This window comes from Leifsonia sp. NPDC058230, from assembly GCF_042882245.1.
GTDB lineage: Bacteria > Actinomycetota > Actinomycetes > Actinomycetales > Microbacteriaceae > Leifsonia.
This window is the reverse complement of sequence record NZ_JBHVWM010000001.1, coordinates 859476-879246: the sequence shown is the minus strand read 5'-3', so window position 1 is coordinate 879246 and position 19771 is coordinate 859476. Positions and strand designations below refer to the sequence as shown.

Here is a 19771-nt window from a genome sequence, read left to right as displayed (position 1 = left end):
CGCCAACATGTAGTCCCCAAACAAAAACCCAAACCCACCCACCAAAAACCCCCCACCCCCCCCCGGTTTTGTGGGGTTTTGGCTGGACTCGATTGCGTTGAGGGTTAGGCCTTGAGCGTGGGAGGGCTAGGGCTTCAGGACGACGAGCTTGTCGTGCAGCAGTTCCTCGATCGCGTACCGGACGCCCTCGGTGCCCTGCCCGGAGTCCTTCACGCCGCCGTACGGCATGTGGTCCGCGCGGTAGGAGGGCGGCATATTGACGAGCACGCTTCCGGCCTCGGCTCGGCGGGAGAACTCGAGAGCCTCGGAGAGGTCACCGGTGTAGATCGCGGTGTTGAGCGCGTAGTCGGACGCGTTGACGCGTGTGATCGCCTCGTCGAGGCCGTCGACGGCTATCACGCTGAGCACCGGCCCGAAGGCCTCTTCGCAGACGATGGGCGAGTCCGGGTCGACGTCGGTCAGCAGGGTCGGCTGCAGCATCCCCCTGTCGACACCGCCGCCGCGCACCAGGCGGGCGCCCGCATTGACCGCCGACCGGATGCTCTCCGCGAGCGCCGCCGCGGCGTGGTCGGTGATCATCGGTCCCACCAGCGTCGCCTCGTCGTGGGGGTCGCCCACCACGGCGGCCTCGAACTTCGCGGACAGGGCCGCGATGAGGTCGTCCGCCACAGCACGGTCCACGTAGAGCCGCTGGAGCGAGACGCATGCCTGGCCCGAGTTGGACAGGGACGCCACGAGGGCGTCGGAGGCGGCGCGCTCCAGGTCGGCGGTACGTGTCACGACCATCGCGGTGTTCGAGCCGAGTTCGAGGATGTGGAGCTTGCGCGGCGACCGCGCCTTCAGCCCCCAGCCCACCCCGGTCGAGCCGGTGAAGGTGACGACGGCGACGCGCGGGTCTTCGAGCCACGGCTCCACCACATCCGCCGGCGTGCCCGTCAGCAGGTTCAGCCAGCCGGCCGGCAGACCCGCCTCCTGGAACGCCGAGACGATGAGGCCGGCGACGAGCATCGACTTCTCCGACGGCTTGAGCACGACCGCGCAACCGGCGGCGATGGCCGGGGCGACCTTGTGCAGCAGCAGGTTGAGCGGAAAGTTGAACGGCGTGATGGCGGCCACGATCCCGCGCGGCTGGGGCAGGGTGAACGCCATCGTGCCTTCGCCCGACGCGATGCCGTCCAGCGGCACTCCCTCGCCGGCGATGCGCTTGGCTTCCTCACCCGCCCAGGTCAGGGTCTCCACGGCGCGGGCGACTTCGGCGCGGGACGCGGTGATCGGCTTGCCCGTCTCGACCGTGATCGCGTCGGCGAACGACTCCGCGCGCTCGCGCACGATGCCCGCGGTGTCGAGCAGGATGCGGGCACGCACAGCCTTGGTCAGCCCGCCCGTGCGCATGACGCGCTCGGCGACGTCGACCGCTTCGCGCGCATCCTCGGCGGATCCGAGGGCGACCTCGGCGACCGTCTCGCCGGTCCACCGATCGACGATCTGCTTGGTGCGGGCGCTCTCGCGCCAGGCTCCGTCGATGAACAGTCCCTGTGCCTTGGTGTCGATCTCCGCAATCGTCATGGACGCATCGCTCCTTCGTTCGTCTCGAGGTAGTCGGGGGCGAGCTGCACGACACGGTCGGTGACGGCATCCGCCAGCTCGGTGGTGGATGCGGTGCCGCCCAGATCGCGGGTGCGCACGCCGTCGGCGAGTGCGGACTCGAAGGCGGCGACCAGGTGGGCCGCCGCAGCGGGCCGGCCGAGTGCGTCCAGCATGAGAGCGCCGCTCCAGATCTGGCCGATCGGATTCGCGACGCCGGTTCCGGCGATGTCGGGCGCGGAGCCGTGCACCGGCTCGAACATCGACGGGTGCTGCCCCTCGGGGTTGAGGTTGGCGCTCGCGAGGGATCCGATGGACCCGGTCGCGGCTCCCGCCAGGTCGGAGAGGATGTCGCCGAACAGATTGGAGGCCACGATCACGTCGTAGCGCCAGGGGTGCAGCACGAGGCTCGCGGCCAGCGCGTCGATCAGCTCGCTGCGCAGTTCGACCTCCGGATAGCCGGCGAGCGTCTCGCGCACGACCTCGTCCCAGAACGGCATGCTGTGGATGATCCCGTTGCTCTTCGTCGCCGAGGTCACCTTGCCGCGGCGCGTCGACGCCAGCTCGGCGGCGAACCGGGCCGCGCGCGTGATGCCGACCCGGGTGAACACCGCCTCCTGCACCGCCATCTCGTTCGCGAGCCCGCGATACACGCGGCCGCCGACCTCGGAGTACTCGCCCTCGTTGTTCTCGCGCACGATCATGAGATCGATGGGCGTCGGGTCGGCGAGCACGGGGCGTACGCCCGGCAGGGTCTTGACGGGGCGCAGGTTGATGTACTGCGAGAAGGTGCGCCGGATCGGGATCAGCAGACCCCAGAGCGTCTCGACGTCGGACAGATCGGGGTGACCGACAGCGCCGAGGAAGACGGCGTCGGTGGTGGCGAGCTGCTCGAGTCCGTCGACCGGGAGCATCCGGCCCGTGCGGAAGAAGTAGTCGGAGCCCCAGTCGCGTTCGATCCAGTCGAAGGCGAACCCGTGGGCGTCGGCGACGGCGTCGAGACAGCCGATCGCGGCGGGCATGACCTCGAGGCCGATGCCGTCGCCCGCGATGACGGAGATGCGGTGCGTGTTCCCTGCCGCCGTGGTCATGACGCCGCCCCCGCATCCATGGCGTCGCCCGTGGAATGACGGGGGACCTTGATGACCTCGACGCCGTTGCCCTCCAGCATCCGCTGGTGCTCGGGGTGGATCGCGTCGTCGATGATGATGCTGTCGATGGCGTCCCATTCGCAGATCTTGACCATCGCCGGGGTCTCGAACTTCGACGAATCCGCGAGCAGGACCACCCGCTCGGCGACCTCGATCAGCGCGCGTTTGGTGATGGCGTCGAAGCCGTTGGCGCAGAAGGCGCCGCGATCGTTGATCCCGCTGGCGCCGAGGAGGAGGAGCTCGACCTGCAGGTTCTCGATCGCGGCGAGCGTTGAGGGCCCGTCGAACGAGAGCGACTCCTGGTGCAGCGTGCCTCCGAGGCAGATGACCTCGACACCCGGGGTGCTGGCCAGGCTGGAGACGACCGGGAAGGAGTGGGTGACCACCTTGAGGGCGCTGCCGGCGGGCAGCATGCTGGCGACCTGGTTCGTGGTGGTTCCGGCGTCGATCGCGACGACCGAGTGGTCGTGCACCATCCGGAGGGCGCGCGAGGCGATCTCCCGCTTGGCGTCGCCCATCTTCAGGTCGCGGAACCGGAAGTCGCTGCCGACGATGTCCTGCTTGGTCAGCGTGCCGACGCCGCCGCGGAACCCGCGGACGCGTCCCTGATTGACCAGCCGCGTCACGTCGCGGCGGATGGTCATCTCCGAGACCGCGAAGGCCGTCGAAAGCTCGGTGATCGTGGTGTAACCCTGGTCCGTGATGTAGTCGACGAGCCGGTCGCGTCGCTCCGGCGCGGATGTGTAGCGGAACGTCTCTTCTTCCACGGCAGTGCCCCTCTTATCCATGTTGCCCTCTTCGTTGTGGGATGCTGACGACTTTACGACCCGCAGGCTTCCGCGACGATGCGCGTCAACACTTGCAATCTCTCGCGCGGCTGCCCGGTGAGGGCGGTCGCAGGATCGTCGACGGCGACGACGTCGGACCAGATGGCCCGTCCGGCGAGGAATCCGCTCGCTCCCCCGGCGCACGCTTCGCGCACCGCGTCCGCGAAGTCGGCGAGCGCGACTCCGTTCGACAGCACGACCCACGGGCCTTCGACCACGTCGCTCAACCGGAGCGCCTGTTCGCGCACGCCGGAGACGTCGCCGGGAAGGTAGCCCGGCACTTCCGCCTTGTAGATCGTCCCTCCGTACGAGGACAGCTCGCGTGCCGCATCCAGGATGGCCTGGTGCCGCTCCTGCGGCGATGCCCACTCGTCTCCGGATGCGGGACGCACGATCCCCTCGACGAGGCTCGCGACCCCGGCCTCCTCGGCGACTGTGACGAAGGCGCGCACGAGGCGCTCACGAGCATCCTCGGAGCCGTCGGCCCGCCAGATCACGAGCAGCTTGATCGCAACGGCGCCGACGTGGTCGATGAACTCGGGCGTCACGAACGGGTCGAGCGAGGTGGAGAGAACCGGCTGTCCAGCGGGCTGGTCGAGCACGTCGGCGGCGAGGATGAGTCCGCTCGCCTCGTCGATGCCCGCCGGCCGATCGGTAGTGACGGCGAGTGGCCGGTCGAGCAGCACACCCGAAGCGAACGGGGTGAGCTCGCGGATCGCCGCCGACTTGAACCCCCGCAGCGTCTCGTCGCCGACCTCGTGGCCGCCGGTCAGGGGGAACATCCGCCGCAGCGACTCGCGCTGGTCGAGGGCGAGCATCGTGAACCCGCCGGTGGGCGAGAGCAGCGGTGCCAGCAGGGAGTCGATGGTGGTGGTGTCGTCGGTCATCGTCAGTTCTTCTCTTTTTTCTCGAGCTCGTATGTCTGGGTTTCGGCGAGCGTGGGGATGCCGGAGCGGCCGTCGAGGGAGCGGCACGACAGCGCCGCGACGACGTTGGCGAATCGCACAGCGTCGGTGAGCTCGTCCCCTCGCACGAGTGCAGCGAGCAGCGCACCGTGGAAGACGTCGCCCGCGCCGATGGTGGAGAGCGGTTCGACCGCCAGCGGAGGCACCTCGGTGTAGTTGGTGCCGTCGAACGCGACACTGCCGCGCGCGCCGTCGGTCGCTACGACGGTCCGTGCCCCTGCAGCCTGCGCGAGCCGCACGCGTTCTTCGAGCGACGGTGCGTCGAAGAGCGTGCGCAGCGCGCCGGCGGTCGGCGCGTAGAGGTCGATGCCCGTGAGCTCAAGGTCGTGGATGGCATTGCCGCCGTCGACGCTCAGCCGGCCGGCGAAGCCGCCTCGACGCGCGAGAGCCGCGCGCACGGCCGGGAAACCGGTCTGGTCGGTGTGCACCCATCCCGAGGCGTCCAGCGGAATCGAGGACGGGTCGGGTGCGCTCGACGGGGTCGTGATGATGGTGCGGGCGCCGGTCGCCTCGGTGACGAGCACGACGCTCTCGGTGGTGCGCGCATCCGGGCGCGTCTCGAGCCAGCGGATGTCGACCCCTTCGGCCTCGAGCTGGCTGCGCACCGTCGACCCGGCGTCGTCGTCGCCGACGATCCCGCAGAAGGCGACGGATGCACCGAGCCGGGCGAGGGCGACCGCTGCGGTCGCCGCCGGCCCACCGCCCGCCGTGGTGAAGGGCTGTGCGAGGACCCGCTGGTCCTCCCCGGGAAGCTCCGGCAGCACGGCGATCGTGTCGAGCGTCGCGACGCCGACGCAGACCACGTCGAACTCCGCCACTACTTCACCGCCCCGGCCGTCAGCCCGGCGACGAGGTAGCGCTGGAGGAAGAGGAAGCCGACGACGATCGGCACGCTGACCACGAGCGACGCCGCCATCACCTGGTTCCAGTAGACGTTCGTCTCGCTCGAGTACGCCTGGAGGCCGATCGAGAGCGTGCGCGTCGCCGCGTTCGTCATCTGCGACGCGAACAGGATCTCGCCCCAGGCCGACATGAACGAGTACACCGCCACGGCGATCACACCGGGGCGCGCCGCCGGAAGGAGCACGCGGAACAGTGCGCCCATCGCGGTGGCCCCGTCGACCTTGGCCGCTTCGTCGAGGTCGCGCGGGATGCCGTTCATGTAGCTGGTGAGCATCCAGATCGAGAAGGGAAGGGTGAACGTCAGGTACGTGATGATGAGCCCGAGCTGCGTCTGGTAGAACAGCGCGATCCCGATCGACCGGTCGATGTTGACGAAGATCACGAACAGCGGGAGCAGGAACAGCACGCCGGGGAACATCTGGGTCGACAGCACAGCACCGCTGAACAGGCCGCGGCCGGGGAAGGTGTAGCGCGACAGGGCGTAGGAGGCGAAGATCGCGATGATCACGCTGAACGCGGTGGCGCAGACGCTGACGATCAGGCTGTTCGTGAAGTAGTGCGCCAGCGGCACCGTCGTCCAGATGTCGATGAACGGCTGGAACGTCAGGTTCGACGGCCACCACTGGAACGGTCCCTGCACATCCTGAAGCGGCTTGAGCGCCGAAGTCAGCATGACGTAGAGCGGGACCACGGTGAAGATGATGAGCGGCACGAGCACCACCCAGCGGACGATCCGGAAGCCACGGGTCTCAAGCATTGCGGTTCGCCTTTCTCTGCCAGAGCGCCCAGGCGCCTGCGACGATCACCAGGAAGAGCATGAGCAGCACGGACATCGCCGAGCCCAGGCCGAAGTTCCAGTTGATGAACGAGTTGGAGTAGATGTTGACCGTCAGCAGGTTGGCCGACGGCGGGGGCACCGGGCCGAACAGGACGAACGGGGTGTTGAACTCCCGGAAGGTCCAGAGGAACAGAAGCAGGAGCAGCACCGCGTTGATCGGGCGCATCATTCCCATCGTGATGTGGCGGATCTGCTGCCAGACGCTCGCGCCGTCGATGGCTGCCGCCTCGTACATGTCGTCGGGGATGGCCTGCATGCCTGCCATGGTCATCAGGAACGCGAACGGCCACTGCTGCCAGATCGACACGATCACGACCGAGAAGAACGCATTGCCGCCGACGAGCCAGAACGGCGCGGTGTCGGTCGTGTGCAGGTTGTTCACGAGCAGCTCGTTCAGCAGGCCGTTGTCGCGCTGCAGGATGAACTTCCACGTGATGATGCCGGCGTAAGCGGGCAGTGCGTACGGAATGAGGAACATCGTGCGCAGCAGGCCGCGACCGCGGAACTTGCGCTGCAGCACGATCGAGGCCGCCATCCCCAGGAAGAAGGAGATGCCGACGACGAGGATCGTGAACGCCAGGGTCACACCGAACGAGCTGAGCAGCTGCTTGCCGAGGGCATTGTTGAAGTTGAGGATGACCGCGTAGTTGCCGAAGCCGGCAAAGGGGGCGGCCGCCCAGTTGGTCACATAGAACTGAGTGAGCTGGATGAAGCTCATCCAGAGACCGACGATCATCGGGATGACGTGCACCAGCAGTTCGAGCAGAACGGCCGGCAGGATCAGCAGAAGCGGGGTCCACCTGTTCCAGGTCAGCCACTTCTTGCGACGGGCGGGGCGAGCCGGGCCCGGGGCCCTCCCCGTGGAGCTCGGCTCCACGGTGGGGCGGCTCACAGTCGTGACTGCCATGCGTTCTCCTCTGTGTTCCCACCGGCGGCCTTGCGTCTCTGCCGGCCGCCGGCGGGGTCGTTCACTTACCTGTCGGGTGGGGTCGAGCGGGTCAGCCCGTGACGCCCATCTTCTGCTGTGCGTCGTCGAGCGCCTGCTTGATGTCGTCGCTCGACACGGTGCTGCCGGTCGCGGCCTTCGCCATCAGCGCGACGACCGCGCCGCCGACGTTCGCCTGGAAGGCCTGGATGCCGGGCACCAGGGGCAGCGGCTTGGACTTGTCGTTGAGGATCGTCGACCAGACCTTCAGCTGGTCCGGCGAGGCGTCGAACGCCGCCGGTACACCCTTGACGACCGGGATCGTCGTGTACGCCTTGTTCAGGGTGGCCTGCGTCTTGTCGCTGGTCATGAACTTGACGAACTCGATGGAGGCGTCGAGGTGCTTCGTGTTCTTGAAGATCGAGATGTTCGATCCGGCCACGAACGACCCGATGTTCTTGCCGCCCTTGGGCGACGGGATGGGGACCACACCGTACGCGTCCGGGTCCATACCGTTCTGGCGCAGCGTGTTGATGCCGCCGGTCTGGGCGAAGTACATCGCCGCGTTGCCCTTGGCGAACGCGCCGGCCGCCTGGGTTCCGTCGGTGTACTGCACATCGGACGGGTTGATCACGTGGTCCTTGGAGAGCAGGTCGACGTACTGCTGCACGCCCTCGACCATCCCCTTGCTGGTGAAGGTCGGCTTGCCCGACGAGTCGAATGCCGCCCCGCCGTTCTGCGCACCGAAGATGAAGGAGAAGTGCATGCTGACGTTCACCGTTCCGGCTGGAACCGCGAGACCCCATTTGCCCTCATCCGGGTTGGTCAGTGCCTTCGCGTCGGAGACGAGCTCCTCCCAGGTCGTCGGCGCCTTGAGCCCGGCGTCGGCGAAGATCTGCTTGTTGTAGAACAGGCCGTAGGTCTGGCTGTACAGCGGGATCGAGGTCGGGTCCTGCCCGGGAGCACCTGCGGTCGCGAACGAGGAGGCCACGAAGTGGTCCTTGCCGCCGATCTTCGCGAGCGCCTTCGAGTCCCAGCCGTAGAAGGCTCCGGTGGACTGGAAGGTGACTGCGTTGGTGTTGCCGATGTTGAGCACATCGGGCCCCTGACCGCTGACGGCCGCCGCGAGCGTGTTGTTCGTCAGGTCGGACCACGGAACGACTTCGAGGTTCACCTTGATGCCGGTCTGCTTGGTGAACTCATCGATGACCGGGGTGAGGATCTCTTTGTCGTTGTCGAGGCTCGCGCCCTGGTTGCTGGCCCAGTACGTGAGCGTGACGCCCTTGTTGCTGCTGGTGGTGCTCGTATCGCTCGAACCGCTGCCGCTCGAGCACCCGACCAGGGCTGCTGCGACGGCCACCGTCACTGCCCCGGCCAAGAGAATTCGGATCTTCATTGAACGACTCCCATGTGGATGAAACCCGGGGCGCAAGGTCACTCCCCGGCGAGTGTTGCAATTGAAACACTTCCCGACAAATGGTGTCAAGTTAACAAACTCTGTAACTTTTGTCGCACTATTTGGCACGACAGGGGAAGATCTGTGAGAACTGCACCACGCGGCACCATATTTGAGCGACCATCCGATTTTTAGTCATTCAAAACAATCGCTAGGGTCGAAGGATGGACAACGCGCAGCTCGAGGGCGGCCTGAGGGCCGCGGGGCTCCGCGTCACGGCCGGACGCGTCGCCGTACTGGGCGCGCTCACCGAGCGGCCGCACACGGATGCCGAGACGGTCTTCCGCGCGGTGCTCGCCGAACTGCCCGGCACATCGATCCAGAACGTGCACAACGTGCTGGGCGACCTGACGGGTGCCGGACTGGTGCGGCGTATCGAGCCGGCCGGCTCGGCGGCGCTCTACGAGCGGCGCATCGGCGACAACCACCATCACGTCGTCTGCACGTCCTGCGGCGCGGTGGCCGATGTCGACTGCGTCGTCGGGCACGCTCCGTGCCTGACGCCGTCGGACGCATCCGGATTCTCCGTGCGGGCCGCAGAGGTGACGTTCTGGGGTCTGTGCCCGTCCTGTCAACAGCGTGGCGAGGTCTCGTCGCACGCCGAGAAAAGCAGATAGCAAGGAGAACGATGTCAGACGCATACACGACCAGTCAGACCGGAAGCCCGGTGGCCAGCGACGCACACTCGCTGAGTGCGGGCCGGGACGGCGCGGTCGCGCTGCACGACCGGTACCTGGTCGAGAAGCTCGCGCAGTTCAACCGTGAGCGCATCCCCGAGCGGATCGTGCACGCGAAGGGCGGCGGCGCGTTCGGCGAGTTCGTCGTGACCGGGGATGTCACGGCCTACACCAAGGCGGCTCTCTTCCAGCCCGGCGCGCGGACCGAGACGGTGCAGCGCTTCTCCTCCGTCGCCGGCGAGCAGGGCTCCCCCGACACCTGGCGGGACGTGCGCGGCTTCTCGGTGAAGTTCTACACGACCGAGGGCAACTACGACATCGTCGGCAACAACACCCCGGTGTTCTTCATCCGCGACGGCATCAAGTTCCCCGACTTCATCCACTCGCAGAAGCGGCTCCCGGGCTCCGGGCTGCGGGATGCGGACATGCAGTGGGACTTCTGGACCCTCTCCCCTGAGTCGGCGCACCAGGTGACCTACCTGATGGGCGACCGCGGCATCCCGCGCTCATGGCGGCACATGCCCGGCTACGGCTCGCACACGTACCAGTGGATCAACGCCGCCGGCGAGCGCTTCTGGGTCAAGTACCACTTCCACGCTCTGCAGGGCAACGAGGAGATGGCGGGGGCGGAGGCCGAGGCGATCGCCGGTGCGGACGCGGACTACTACCGCCGCGACCTCTACGAGGCCATCGAGCACGGGGACTTCCCCGCGTGGAAGGTCTCCGTTCAGGTCATGCCGTATGAGGATGCGAAGACCTACCGGTTCAACCCGTTCGACCTCACCAAGGTCTGGTCGCACAGCGACTACCCGCTGATCGAGGTCGGCGTGCACACGCTCAACCTGAACCCGGAGAACTTCTTCGCGCAGATCGAGCAGGCCGCGTTCTCTCCTGCCAACACCGTGCCGGGGATCGACATCAGCCCCGACAAGATGCTCATGGCCCGCGTGTTCTCCTACCCCGACGCCCAGCGCTACCGGGTCGGCACGAACTACAACGAGATCCCGGTGAACGCCCCGATCGCTCCGGTGCACAACTACTCTCAGGACGGGTCGACCCGCCACGGCTTCAAGCCCGCGTCGTCGCCGGTGTACGCGCCGAACTCGACCGGCGGCCCGGTCGCCGACGAGGCGCGCGCCGGAGCGGGGAGCTGGGAGTCGGACGGCGCGCTCGTCCGCTCCGCGGCCACCCTGCACGCGGAGGACGACGACTTCGGCCAGGCCGGAACGCTCTATCGCGAGGTCTTCGATGCCGCTGCGAAGGAGCGTTTCCTGCAGACGATCACGGGCGCAGTGGGCGGCGTGAAGAGCCCGGAGATCCGGGAGCGCGCGATCCAGTACTGGTCGAACGTCGACGCATCCCTGGGCATGGCCCTGCGCGCCGAACTGGCGAATGGCGCGGAGACGCCGGACGAGGCCGCCGAGTACGTCGGCGTGGCCGGCTGATAGGAGTCCTGTCGGACGCTTCTAACGTCGGAGATTTCGTCTCTGCGCTGCGCGTTTCTTCCGTCCTGACGGAGTTCGCAGCGGCGCGTCGGGCGAAATCTCCGACGTTGCAGTCTCAGGACTCGAGGCTTTTGCGCTTGCGTTCCACTTCTGCCTCGAGGCGCTCGAGGTGGGCTTGCCGCTCGTAGTACTCGATTTCGCGGTCGATCTGCGCCAGCTGCTCCTCGGTGGAGAGCTCGCCATCGCGGGGCGTGGCCGTGAACTCCTGCACGGGCATCGTCGTCGCGACCCTCGGCATCGAGAGCACACTGCGACCCCCCGATGTGCCGTACTCGCGGCCGATCGCGAACCACAGGATGCTTCCGATCAGCGGCAGCAGGATGACGATCAGGATCCAGACGAGCTTGGGCAGGTGCTTCACCTGCCCCTCCTGCCGAAGGATGATGTCGATCAGCGCGGCGACGAACAGCACGAACGTGAGTAGCGGCAACAGCACCATGACCGGGAGTCTATTGGGCGCCGTGCGCGGGCGGTAGCGTCGTCACCCAACCCGCAGCAGCAAAGCGAAGCCGTCCCACCCTTTGCTCCCCACGGTCTGCAGAGCTGTCGCGCTCAGTCGCGGGTCCGCAGCGGCTGCTGCGAGCACGGCACGGGTTCCCTGAGCAGAGGGGTCCTCGCTCCCGGCGTCGACCACGGAGCCGTTGCGCACCACGTTGTCGATCACGATCACGCTGCCGGGATGGGTCAGCTCCATCGCCGCGGCGAGGTACACCGGATTGTTCGGTTTGTCGGCGTCGATGAACACCAGGTCATAGGGCTCCACACTGCGCTCGATGAGCTCGGCCGCCGTCTGCGCGGCCGGCGCGACGTGCACATCCACGCGGTCGAACACGCCGGCCCGCTTGAAGTTGGCGCGGGCGATCTCGGCGTTCTGCTCCTCGAGCTCGAGCGTGTCGACGTGACCGTCCACCCCGGTCGCGCGCGCCAGCCAGATGGTGCTGTAGCCCGCGAGGGTGCCGAACTCGAGAATGCGGCGGGCGCCGATCATCTGCGCCAGCAGGGCCAGGAAGGCGCCCTGGTTGGGGGCGACTTCGATGTGGCCGGCGGTGGTGTCGTCGGCGGATTCGCGGGCCAGAGCGAGAGTGGCATCCTCATCGACGAGGGTGTCGACCAGGTAGCGGTCGACGGCTGTCCAGGTGTCCGGAGTGCTCATGCGCCCAGGGTACGCCCGGTGGTGGCGGATCAGTCGGGGGCGGAACTCGGCACCAGTTCGGCGAGCGCACCCGACTCCAACGCCACCCACACGGTCCCGTTCGCGGCGACGGCGAGCCCGTGCGGCTCGCTCTCCGGATCGGGCAGCTCGTGGGAGGAGACCGCTCCGTCGTCCGCGACGAAGATCACCTGCCCGGTCCCCCAAAGAGATACCCACACTCCCCCGGCAGGGTCGGCCGCCACCGCGTGCGGCTTGGACCCGGGCAGGAGAGGGAACTCCGTCAGGGTGCCGTCGCGCGCGATCCGTGCGAGCGCATCCGCCAGAATCTGCGCCACCCACACGGCGCCGTTCTCGGCGACCGCGATGCCGACAGGTCCCGAGGGGATGCGCGGCAGCTCGGTGAACGCGATGGCCGCATCCCCGCCGCGCACATGGCCGACGGCGCCGGCTGCGTTGAGAGTGAACCAGAGGCTGTCGCCGGATGCGGCGATCATCGAGACGGTGGAGCCCTCGCGACCCACCGGGAATTCCTCGACCCGACCCAGGATGTCGATGCGGCCAAGGGCGTCCGCGCCGAGTTCGGTGAACCAGGCGGTGCCGTCGTCGAGCGCGACGACAGCGAACGGTTGGGCATCGGGCGTGGGAACGGAGATCGTGCCGAGCACCGAGAGACCGCCGGCGGCATCCGGTGTCAGATGCAGCAGCCGGTTGCCGGTGGTGTCGGTGACCCAGACGGTCGACTCGGTGGCCGCGGACAGCAGCGACGGCTGTGATCCTTCGCCGAGGGAGAGGTACGCGAGCTCGCCGCCGGGGCCACGGCGACCGACCCGGCCGCCGTGCACGAGCGTGAACCAGACGGCGCCGTCCCGGGTCACAGCGACGCCGTACGGGCCCTCACCCGGTTCGCCGACCGGATGCTCGACGATCGTCGCACTCACAGGGCCACCGTCAGTGTGCGGTCGAACACCGTACGACCGCCGACCCGGATGCGCCCCTCGCCGGCCAGAGCCGTCACCAGCTCGGAGCCCGAGCCCTGCACGATGTGCAGGTCGCGCCCCAGCAGCGCCGTCACGCGAACGGCGGCGGCGCCGGTCGCCTCGTCTTCGGCGATGCCCATCTCGGGGGCGAACATGCGCGAGCGGATGCGGCCGGCGCTTTCGTCGATCCACGCGAAGGCGTAGTGGTGGCCGTCGGTGAACGCGGCAGGGTCGCTCGCGTCGACCTCGGCGGGTGTCGCCAGCGGGATCCACTCGAACTCCGGGGCCCACTCCGCGCGGGCCGTGATCCAGGTGGTGTCGCCCTCGACGCTCACCACCACATCTCCCGCCTTCTCGCGGAGTGCCGCGACGGGCGTGCCTTCGCGGTCGAGCCACCACGCGGTCCCGACACTGGGGTGACCGGCGAACGGAAGCTCCCGGGCGGGGGTGAAGATGCGGATGCTCGCGAGGCGACCGTCGGCGTCGTTCGCGCCGACCGCATCCACGAACACCGTCTCACTGAAACCGAGGCCGGTCGCGATCGTCTGCTCGCGCCCCTCGGTCAGCGCCGAACTCCGGATGATCCCCAACTCGTTGCCGTGCCCACCGCTCTCGTCGGCGAACACGCGCACGACCACCACCTCGACCGTCTCTGCCATCCCTCCAGCCTATTGCCGCGCGATTCGCGCCGAATCGACCTTCCGACGGCCCCTGAGGGTCGATTCGCCGCGAATGGGCGAGTGCTCAGCCCGCCGGGATCAGCGTGTACTTCGTGCTGAGGTACTCGTGGATGCCCTCCGCACCGCCCTCGCGTCCGATCCCCGACTGCTTCACGCCGCCGAACGGCGCCGCCGCGTTGGAGACGAGGCCAGTGTTCAGACCCATCATTCCGGTGTCGAGGCGGTCGATCATCCGGTGGCCGCGGGCCAGGTCGCGCGTGAAGACGTAGCCGACGAGGCCGAACTCGGTGTCGTTGGCTCGGGCGACGGCCTCGTCCTCGGTGTCGAACGTCGAGATTGCAAGCACCGGTCCGAAGATCTCCTCGCGCAGAATGGCGCTTCCCGGTTGCACGTCCGTCAGCACCGTCGGCTCGAAGAAGAAGCCGTCGCCGGCCGGGGCGGTACCACCGGTGAGGATGCGCGCTCCGCGGGCCACCGCATCCCCGATCAGCTCCCCCATCGAGACGACCGCGCGGCCGTCGATGAGGGGACCGATCGTGACACCGGCGTCAGTGCCGCGGCCGAGCTTCAGGGCTCCCACCGCGGCGGTGACACGCGCCGCGAATTCCTCGGCGACGGACGTGTGCACGAGGAACCGGTTGGCAGCCGTGCAGGCCTGCCCGATGTTGCGGAACTTCGCCAGCATCGCCCCCTCGACGGCCTTGTCCAGATCGGCGTCCTCGAAGACCAGGAACGGGGCGTTGCCGCCGAGCTCCATCGAGGTGCGCAGCACTGTGCGGCCGGCCTGCGCGAGCAGTCTGCGGCCGACGGGGGTCGATCCTGTGAAGCTCAGCTTGCGCAGGCGCGGATCGGTGATGATCGGCTCCGAGAGCGCGCCGGCATCGCTGGTCGGCACGACGTTGACGACGCCTGCAGGAACTCCCGCATCCGTCAGCAGCTGGGCGAAGAACAGGGTCGTGAGCGGCGTGAGCTCGGCCGGCTTGACCACCACCGTGCATCCGGCGGCCAGTGCCGGTGCGATCTTGCGGGTCGCCATCGCCAGCGGGAAGTTCCAGGGCGTGATCAGGTAGCTCGGGCCGACCGGTCGTTGCGAGACGACCATCGTGCCGGTGCCCTCGGGATTCTGCCCGAACCGGCCGCCGATACGCACCGCCTCCTCGCTGAACCAGCGCAGGAATTCGCCGCCGTAGGTGACTTCGCCGTTCGCCTCCGCGAGCGGTTTGCCCATCTCCAGAGTCATCAGCAACGCGAAGTCGTCGCGGCGCTCCTGCAGCAGGTCGAACGCTCTGCGCAGGATCTCGGCACGTGCACGCGGCGGAGTCGCCGCCCAGTCCTCCGCGGCCTCGACCGCAGCATCCAGGGCCCGGATGCCGTCCTCCGGGCGCGCATCGGCGATGCGCTTGATCACGCGGCCGGTCGCCGGATCGCTGACCTCGATCCGAGACGCGGACCCCGCCTCCCACACGCCCGCGATGAAGAGCCCGTCGGGCACGCGGGCGAGAAGCTCGACCTCGCGAGGAGTCAACGCGGGCGCGGCCGCAGCTGCTGCCGCTGGTGCGGTCTCCACCGCGCTCATGCCGCCGCCACCGCCTCCGCGACGACCTCGAGGCCCTCGATCAGCAGGTGGTCGGGCATGCTCAGGGGCGGCAGGAACCGGATCACGTTGCCATAGGTGCCACAGGTCAGGAGGATGACGCCGGCCGCATGGGCGGCCGCGGCGACGGCGTTCGCGAGCACCGCATCCGGCTCACCGGTCGCCGGGTCGACGAGCTCGATCGCGACCATCGCACCCCGGCCGCGCACCTCGGCGATGCGCGGATCGGCGTCGCGCAGTTCACCGAGCTTGTCGAAGAGGATCGCGCCGATCTCGCGGGCACGCGCGGCCAGGTTCTCGGTCTTGTAGGTCTCGATCGTGGCGAGCGCGGCGACGCAGGCGAGCGGGTTGCCGCCGTAGGTTCCACCGAGGCCGCCGACCTGCGGCGCATCCATGATCTCCGCGCGACCCGTGACGGCGGAGAGGGGGAGGCCGCCCGCGATGCCCTTGGCCGTGACGACGAGGTCGGGCACGATGCCGAACTGCTCGGAGGCGAACATGGTTCCAGTGCGGGCGAATCCGGTCTGCACCTCGTCGGCGATGAAGACGACGCCGTTCGCGGCGGCCCACTCTGCGAGCGCCGGCAAGAAGCCGTCGGCCGGAACGATGAACCCGCCCTCGCCCTGGATCGGCTCGATGATGATCGCGGCCAGGTTGGCGGCGCCGATCTGCTTCTCGATCTGCGTGATGGCACGCGTGGCGGCCTCGGCTCCCGAGAGCCCGCCGTCGCGCAGCGGGTAGCTGAGCGGCGCCCGATAGAGCTCGGGAGCGAACGGGCCGAAGCCGTTCTTGTACGGCTGATTCTTGGCGGTGAGTCCCATCGTGAGGTTGGTGCGGCCGTGATACGCGTGGTCGAACGCGACGACGGCCTGCTTGCCCGTGTAGTGGCGGGCGATCTTCACGGCGTTCTCCACAGCCTCGGCGCCCGAGTTGAAGAGAGCGCTCCGCTTCGCGTGCTCACCGGGCGTGAGGCGGTTGAGCGCTTCCGCGACATCGACATAGGAGTCGTACGGGGCGATGGTGAAGCAGGTGTGGGTGAACTGCGCGACCTGAGCGATGACCGCCTCCACGACCCGCGGCGCCGAATTGCCGACGCCGGTGACGGCGATGCCGGAGCCGAAGTCGATGAGCGAGTTGCCGTCGACGTCGACGAGGACACCACCACCGGCGGCGACGGTGAACACGGGGATCGTCGAACCGACCCCGGCGGCGACGGCCTGCGACTTGCGCTCCATCCGCCTGCGCGACTCCGGGCCCGGGATGGGCGTGACGAGCCGGCGCTCCTGCGGGAGGGCGGGCCCACCGGTGACGGTGACAGTGGCGGGGGCATCGAGGATGGTCATGGGGGAATCGTAGGGACCCTGATCCGTCCACGTCTTCGACAACTCGTACAATTGCGTTGGTTCCGTTATACACACTGGCAAGGAGGGACGACCGTGCCCGCCACCCTGACCCAACTGCTGGCCCAGACCGACCTCGGGCTCCGGTTGCTCACCCCGGCCGGCTCGGCTGCGCTCGATCAGCCGATCCTCTGGGCCCACAGCTCGGAGCTCGCCGACCCCACTCCCTTCCTCAGCGAGGGCCAGGTGCTCCTCATCACCGGAACCCCCGACGACGTCGAGCCGTACGTCGCCCGCCTCGTGGCGCACGGCATCGCCGGCCTGGGGTTCGGAACGGAGGTCGTGCGTGACGGAACCCCCGACGCTCTGGCCGAGGCGTGCATCCGTCACGGGTTGCCGTTGTTCGAGGTTCCGTACCGCACCCCGTTCATCGCGATCGCGCGGTTCATCGCCGACCGCGTCGCCGTCGACTCGTATGCGCGCAGCACCTGGGCCCTGGGCGCCTTCCGAGCGATCTCCCTCGCAGCGCTGCGACCGGATGCGCTCGGCTCGGCCCTCGCAGAGCTCGCCCGCCAGCTCGGTCACCCCGTCGCCCTCGTCGGCGCGACCGGAGCCGTCGATCGCGTCTTCCCGGCCCACGCCCTCGACGCGGCTGCGCGCGCCTCCCTCGTCGCGGCCGCCGAGCCGCTGCTGCGTGCGCGCCGACGCGCCGGGAGCACCGTGCTGCTCGGGCAGGAGTCGTTCACCCTGCAGACGCTCGGCGCCGCGGGCCGGCTGCGCGGCGTCCTGGCCGTCGGCGGCGATGCCCTCGACCCGGCGGATCAGCAGGTCGTCACGGGCGTGGTCGCACTGGCCGGCCTCGCGCTCGAACAGACCAGGGCGACGGATGCGGCCCGAGCCCGCCTGAGGACGGCCGTCTGGCGCGCGCTCCTCGCCGGCGACCCCGCGACTGCTGCGGTGGTGGCGGAGCCGGTCATCGGCGCACTCCCGGCAGGTCCGGTGCGGCTGGCCCTGTTCGCCGGAGCATCCGTCGACGCCGCGGCGGAGTGGCTGGAACTGCATCCCGCCCCGTTCTTCGCCCGAGACGGGGACGACCTGGTCGTCCTGCTCGAGGCCGGCGCGGTCGCGGACGACCTCGCGACCAGGTTCGACCTGCGCGCCGGCGTCTCCGCCCCGGCCTCGCTCGAGAGCCTGCGCGCTGCTCTCGCCCAGGCCAGTGCATCCCGGGACCGCAGTTCCGCCGGGGCGCCCGTCAGCGCCTTCGACGACCTGGCCGGCGGCGGGATGCTCGGCCTCCTGCACACCGAGGACGCCCGCGCGGTCGCCGCCGCATCCCTCGCTCCTCTCGCCGACGAGCCGACTCTGCTCGCGATCCTCCGCACCTGGCTCGACCACGGCGGCGTCTACGACGCGGCCGCCCGCGACCTCGGCATCCACCGCCACACCCTTCGCACCCGTGTCGCCGAAGCGGAACGCCTCCTCGGTCGCGACCTCACGTCCTTCCCCGCTCGGGCCGACCTCTACCTCGCGCTCCAACTCGTGCCCTGAGCCGAGCCCCGGCCCTGGCCCTGGCTGTTGGCGACGTCGGCACACGTTATTCGGCAGAATGGCTGAATGACCACACCCATTTCCGGCATTCACTTCGGCCTGAGCTCGGGCGACTACCACGCCACGATCGCCTCCGTCGGGGCGAGCCTCCGCACGCTCGAGTTCCGCGGACGCCCGCTCGTCGTGCCCTTCGACGCCGACGAGGTGCGCCCCGCCTTCCGCGGAGCGACGCTCGCGCCCTGGCCGAACCGGGTCATCGACGGCCGGTACACCTTCAACGGTGTCGAGCAGCAGCTCGCCCTCACCGAGCCGGCACGCGGGCACGCCCTGCACGGCCTCGCCTCCTGGCTGGACTTCACCGTCGTCGACCGCGCCGGCGACGCCGTCACCCTGTCCGCCACGGTCGAAGCCCAGGCCGGCTACCCGCACCGAGTGGACATCGCCGTCACGTTCAGCCTCGACGAGGACGGACTGCACACCACCGTCACCGCCACCAACAGCGGAACGGATGCCGCCCCCTGGGGCACCGCACCGCATCCGTATCTCGTCGCCGGCGAAGGCCGGGTCGACGACTGGACCCTGAGCCTGCCCGCCACCACGGTCGTTACGATCACCGAGGAGCGCCTGCTGCCCGTCGCTTCGGTCGCGGTCGACTCCCCCAGCGCCGCCGGCCTCGGTTTCGTCGAGGCGCGCGTCATCGGCGACACCTTCATCGACCACGCATACACCGGCCTGATTCGGGATGCGGAAGGCAACGCGACGGTGTCCGTCCTGACCGCCGACGGCACGGGTGTCGAGATGACCTGGGACGGGTCATGCCCCTGGGTTCAGATCCACACCGCCGACACCGACGACCCCGCGACCAACCGGATCGGCCTGGCCGTCGAGCCGATGACCTGCCCGCCCGACGCCTTCAACTCGGGCGAGGATCTCATCGTGCTGGAGCCGGGAGCCTCCTCGTCGGCCGGCTGGACCATCCGCGCCGTCTGAGACCGAGCGCGCTGCTCTTCGGGCTATGCCTGCACAACGTGATCGTCGAGTGACAATCGCGCCCTCAGGGACGTGAGAAGAAGGTCGACCCCGAGATCGAACGCGCGGTCCGCCCGCACGCCACCGGGATCGCCGCGACCGACGAGCCTCCCCAGCGCAGTCGCGGGGTCGGCGCGCCAGACCTCCGGAGGGGCCGAAAGGTCGAGTCCCGAACCGAGAGCGAAGGCGTCGAGAACGGCCACGATCACGAGCACGTCGTCGTCGGCGAAGCCCGCCGAGAGCAGGGCGTGCGCCAACGCCTCGTAGTAGCCGAGCACCGTCACGTCCGTCACCGGCTTGCCCACCAGCAGGGGCAGCACCCGCGGATGCGCCGCGAACATCGCGCGCTGCGCCCGCACCACGTACTCCACCACCGCATCCCATTCGAGCCCGCTCGGCACCACGATCTCCGCCTGCGCTGCGAGTCGCCCGCGCATGAGCTCGACGATCGCATCCTTGCCCTCGACGTGGTTGTAGAGCGACGACGGCGTGACACCGAGCTGCCGGGCGAGCGCGTTCACTCCGAACGGCCTTCCTGCGTCGACCAGAGCGATCGCGGCGTCCGCGATCCGCTCGGGGCTCAGGATGGGCGACGACGGTCTCGGCATCGTCTCCCCTT

Annotated in this window: 19 protein-coding genes; 4 read left to right on the top strand and 15 right to left on the bottom strand. The window is 68.9% G+C overall.

Annotation, left to right across the window (positions count from 1 at the left end; genetic code table 11):
• Positions 1-126: 126 nt before the first annotated feature.
• From ACFVV0_RS04455 to ACFVV0_RS04420, 8 genes are all read right to left on the bottom strand, one after another.
• Positions 127-1566, bottom strand: a complete 1440-nt coding sequence (locus ACFVV0_RS04455; RefSeq protein ID WP_387058771.1) for an aldehyde dehydrogenase family protein — start codon at positions 1564-1566, stop codon at positions 127-129.
• A complete protein-coding gene (locus ACFVV0_RS04450; protein WP_387058769.1) occupies positions 1563-2675 on the bottom strand; it encodes a tartrate dehydrogenase in 1113 nt (370 codons plus the stop codon). Before ACFVV0_RS04450 ends, ACFVV0_RS04455 begins: the two co-directional genes overlap by 4 nt.
• Complete coding sequence (locus ACFVV0_RS04445; protein WP_387058766.1) at positions 2672-3502, bottom strand: DeoR/GlpR family DNA-binding transcription regulator; 831 nt, start codon at positions 3500-3502, stop codon at positions 2672-2674. The genes ACFVV0_RS04450 and ACFVV0_RS04445 overlap by 4 nt, the downstream gene beginning before the upstream one ends.
• A 53-nt stretch (positions 3503-3555) precedes the next feature.
• Positions 3556-4449: a hypothetical protein gene (locus ACFVV0_RS04440; RefSeq protein ID WP_387058763.1), complete on the bottom strand. Its 894-nt coding sequence runs from the start codon at positions 4447-4449 to the stop codon at positions 3556-3558.
• 2 nt (positions 4450-4451) lie between these two features.
• A complete protein-coding gene (locus tag ACFVV0_RS04435; protein ID WP_387058760.1) occupies positions 4452-5345 on the bottom strand; it encodes a carbohydrate kinase family protein in 894 nt (297 codons plus the stop codon).
• On the bottom strand, positions 5345-6187 hold the full coding sequence (locus tag ACFVV0_RS04430) for a carbohydrate ABC transporter permease (RefSeq protein ID WP_387058758.1): 843 nt from the start codon (positions 6185-6187) through the stop codon (positions 5345-5347). The genes ACFVV0_RS04435 and ACFVV0_RS04430 overlap by 1 nt, the downstream gene beginning before the upstream one ends.
• Positions 6180-7175, bottom strand: a complete 996-nt coding sequence (locus tag ACFVV0_RS04425; RefSeq protein WP_387058755.1) for a carbohydrate ABC transporter permease — start codon at positions 7173-7175, stop codon at positions 6180-6182. Before ACFVV0_RS04425 ends, ACFVV0_RS04430 begins: the two co-directional genes overlap by 8 nt.
• Positions 7176-7266: 91 nt before the next feature.
• Positions 7267-8589 carry an ABC transporter substrate-binding protein gene (locus tag ACFVV0_RS04420; protein WP_387058752.1) on the bottom strand — a complete coding sequence of 441 codons (1323 nt, stop codon included), beginning with the start codon at positions 8587-8589 and terminating at the stop codon, positions 7267-7269.
• A gap of 224 nt (positions 8590-8813) precedes the next feature.
• On the opposite strand from ACFVV0_RS04420, the gene ACFVV0_RS04415 reads away from it, so the two are divergent.
• Both ACFVV0_RS04415 and ACFVV0_RS04410 read left to right on the top strand, forming a co-directional pair.
• Positions 8814-9266 (top strand): Fur family transcriptional regulator, encoded by a 453-nt coding sequence (locus tag ACFVV0_RS04415; RefSeq protein ID WP_387058750.1) that lies wholly within the window; start codon positions 8814-8816, stop codon positions 9264-9266.
• Positions 9267-9277: 11 nt separating this feature from the next.
• Positions 9278-10771 carry a catalase gene (locus ACFVV0_RS04410; RefSeq protein WP_387058748.1) on the top strand — a complete coding sequence of 498 codons (1494 nt, stop codon included), beginning with the start codon at positions 9278-9280 and terminating at the stop codon, positions 10769-10771.
• Between the two features lie 115 nt (positions 10772-10886).
• Here the strand turns inward: ACFVV0_RS04410 and ACFVV0_RS04405 are convergent, their stop codons facing one another.
• From ACFVV0_RS04405 to gabT, 6 genes are all read right to left on the bottom strand, one after another.
• The gene (locus ACFVV0_RS04405; RefSeq protein WP_387058746.1) at positions 10887-11270 is read right to left on the bottom strand and encodes a PLDc N-terminal domain-containing protein; all 384 of its coding nucleotides are present in this window, start codon (positions 11268-11270) and stop codon (positions 10887-10889) included.
• A gap of 42 nt (positions 11271-11312) precedes the next feature.
• Positions 11313-11984, bottom strand: a complete 672-nt coding sequence (locus ACFVV0_RS04400) for an O-methyltransferase (protein ID WP_387058744.1) — start codon at positions 11982-11984, stop codon at positions 11313-11315.
• A 29-nt stretch (positions 11985-12013) separates the two neighbouring features.
• The gene (locus tag ACFVV0_RS04395) at positions 12014-12922 is read right to left on the bottom strand and encodes a hypothetical protein (RefSeq protein ID WP_387058741.1); all 909 of its coding nucleotides are present in this window, start codon (positions 12920-12922) and stop codon (positions 12014-12016) included.
• Positions 12919-13620 carry a PhzF family phenazine biosynthesis protein gene (locus tag ACFVV0_RS04390; RefSeq protein WP_387058738.1) on the bottom strand — a complete coding sequence of 234 codons (702 nt, stop codon included), beginning with the start codon at positions 13618-13620 and terminating at the stop codon, positions 12919-12921. The genes ACFVV0_RS04395 and ACFVV0_RS04390 overlap by 4 nt, the downstream gene beginning before the upstream one ends.
• Positions 13621-13705: 85 nt before the next feature.
• Positions 13706-15217 carry an NAD-dependent succinate-semialdehyde dehydrogenase gene (locus ACFVV0_RS04385; RefSeq protein ID WP_387058736.1) on the bottom strand — a complete coding sequence of 504 codons (1512 nt, stop codon included), beginning with the start codon at positions 15215-15217 and terminating at the stop codon, positions 13706-13708.
• Positions 15214-16578: a 4-aminobutyrate--2-oxoglutarate transaminase gene (gene gabT, locus ACFVV0_RS04380; protein WP_387058733.1), complete on the bottom strand. Its 1365-nt coding sequence runs from the start codon at positions 16576-16578 to the stop codon at positions 15214-15216. The genes ACFVV0_RS04385 and gabT overlap by 4 nt, the downstream gene beginning before the upstream one ends.
• A 93-nt stretch (positions 16579-16671) precedes the next feature.
• Here gabT and ACFVV0_RS04375 point away from each other — a divergent pair, with 93 nt between their 5' ends.
• Together ACFVV0_RS04375 and ACFVV0_RS04370 are read left to right on the top strand one after the other, a co-directional pair.
• A complete protein-coding gene (locus ACFVV0_RS04375) occupies positions 16672-18123 on the top strand; it encodes a PucR family transcriptional regulator (RefSeq protein ID WP_387058730.1) in 1452 nt (483 codons plus the stop codon).
• Positions 18124-18189: 66 nt separating this feature from the next.
• Complete coding sequence (locus ACFVV0_RS04370; RefSeq protein WP_387058727.1) at positions 18190-19113, top strand: aldose 1-epimerase family protein; 924 nt, start codon at positions 18190-18192, stop codon at positions 19111-19113.
• Positions 19114-19136: 23 nt separating this feature from the next.
• On the opposite strand, the gene ACFVV0_RS04365 is transcribed toward ACFVV0_RS04370, so the two are convergent.
• Positions 19137-19760 (bottom strand): TetR/AcrR family transcriptional regulator, encoded by a 624-nt coding sequence (locus tag ACFVV0_RS04365; protein ID WP_387058725.1) that lies wholly within the window; start codon positions 19758-19760, stop codon positions 19137-19139.
• Positions 19761-19771 lie beyond the last annotated feature (11 nt).

Excerpts from the sequence above, each read along its gene's own strand:
- ACFVV0_RS04440 (WP_387058763.1), bottom strand. The coding sequence starts at position 4,449 with ATGACCGACGACACCACCACCATCGACTCCCTGCTGGCACCGCTGCTC.
- ACFVV0_RS04365 (WP_387058725.1), bottom strand. The coding sequence starts at position 19,760 with ATGCCGAGACCGTCGTCGCCCATCCTGAGCCCCGAGCGGATCGCGGAC.
- ACFVV0_RS04370 (WP_387058727.1), top strand. The coding sequence starts at position 18,190 with ATGACCACACCCATTTCCGGCATTCACTTCGGCCTGAGCTCGGGCGAC.
- ACFVV0_RS04415 (WP_387058750.1), top strand. The coding sequence starts at position 8,814 with ATGGACAACGCGCAGCTCGAGGGCGGCCTGAGGGCCGCGGGGCTCCGC.
- ACFVV0_RS04430 (WP_387058758.1), bottom strand. The coding sequence starts at position 6,187 with ATGCTTGAGACCCGTGGCTTCCGGATCGTCCGCTGGGTGGTGCTCGTG.
- ACFVV0_RS04420 (WP_387058752.1), bottom strand. The coding sequence starts at position 8,589 with ATGAAGATCCGAATTCTCTTGGCCGGGGCAGTGACGGTGGCCGTCGCA.
- ACFVV0_RS04455 (WP_387058771.1), bottom strand. The coding sequence starts at position 1,566 with ATGACGATTGCGGAGATCGACACCAAGGCACAGGGACTGTTCATCGAC.
- ACFVV0_RS04410 (WP_387058748.1), top strand. The coding sequence starts at position 9,278 with ATGTCAGACGCATACACGACCAGTCAGACCGGAAGCCCGGTGGCCAGC.
- ACFVV0_RS04405 (WP_387058746.1), bottom strand. The coding sequence starts at position 11,270 with ATGGTGCTGTTGCCGCTACTCACGTTCGTGCTGTTCGTCGCCGCGCTG.
- ACFVV0_RS04390 (WP_387058738.1), bottom strand. The coding sequence starts at position 13,620 with ATGGCAGAGACGGTCGAGGTGGTGGTCGTGCGCGTGTTCGCCGACGAG.
- ACFVV0_RS04425 (WP_387058755.1), bottom strand. The coding sequence starts at position 7,175 with ATGGCAGTCACGACTGTGAGCCGCCCCACCGTGGAGCCGAGCTCCACG.
- ACFVV0_RS04400 (WP_387058744.1), bottom strand. The coding sequence starts at position 11,984 with ATGAGCACTCCGGACACCTGGACAGCCGTCGACCGCTACCTGGTCGAC.
- ACFVV0_RS04450 (WP_387058769.1), bottom strand. The coding sequence starts at position 2,675 with ATGACCACGGCGGCAGGGAACACGCACCGCATCTCCGTCATCGCGGGC.
- ACFVV0_RS04385 (WP_387058736.1), bottom strand. The coding sequence starts at position 15,217 with ATGAGCGCGGTGGAGACCGCACCAGCGGCAGCAGCTGCGGCCGCGCCC.
- gabT (WP_387058733.1), bottom strand. The coding sequence starts at position 16,578 with ATGACCATCCTCGATGCCCCCGCCACTGTCACCGTCACCGGTGGGCCC.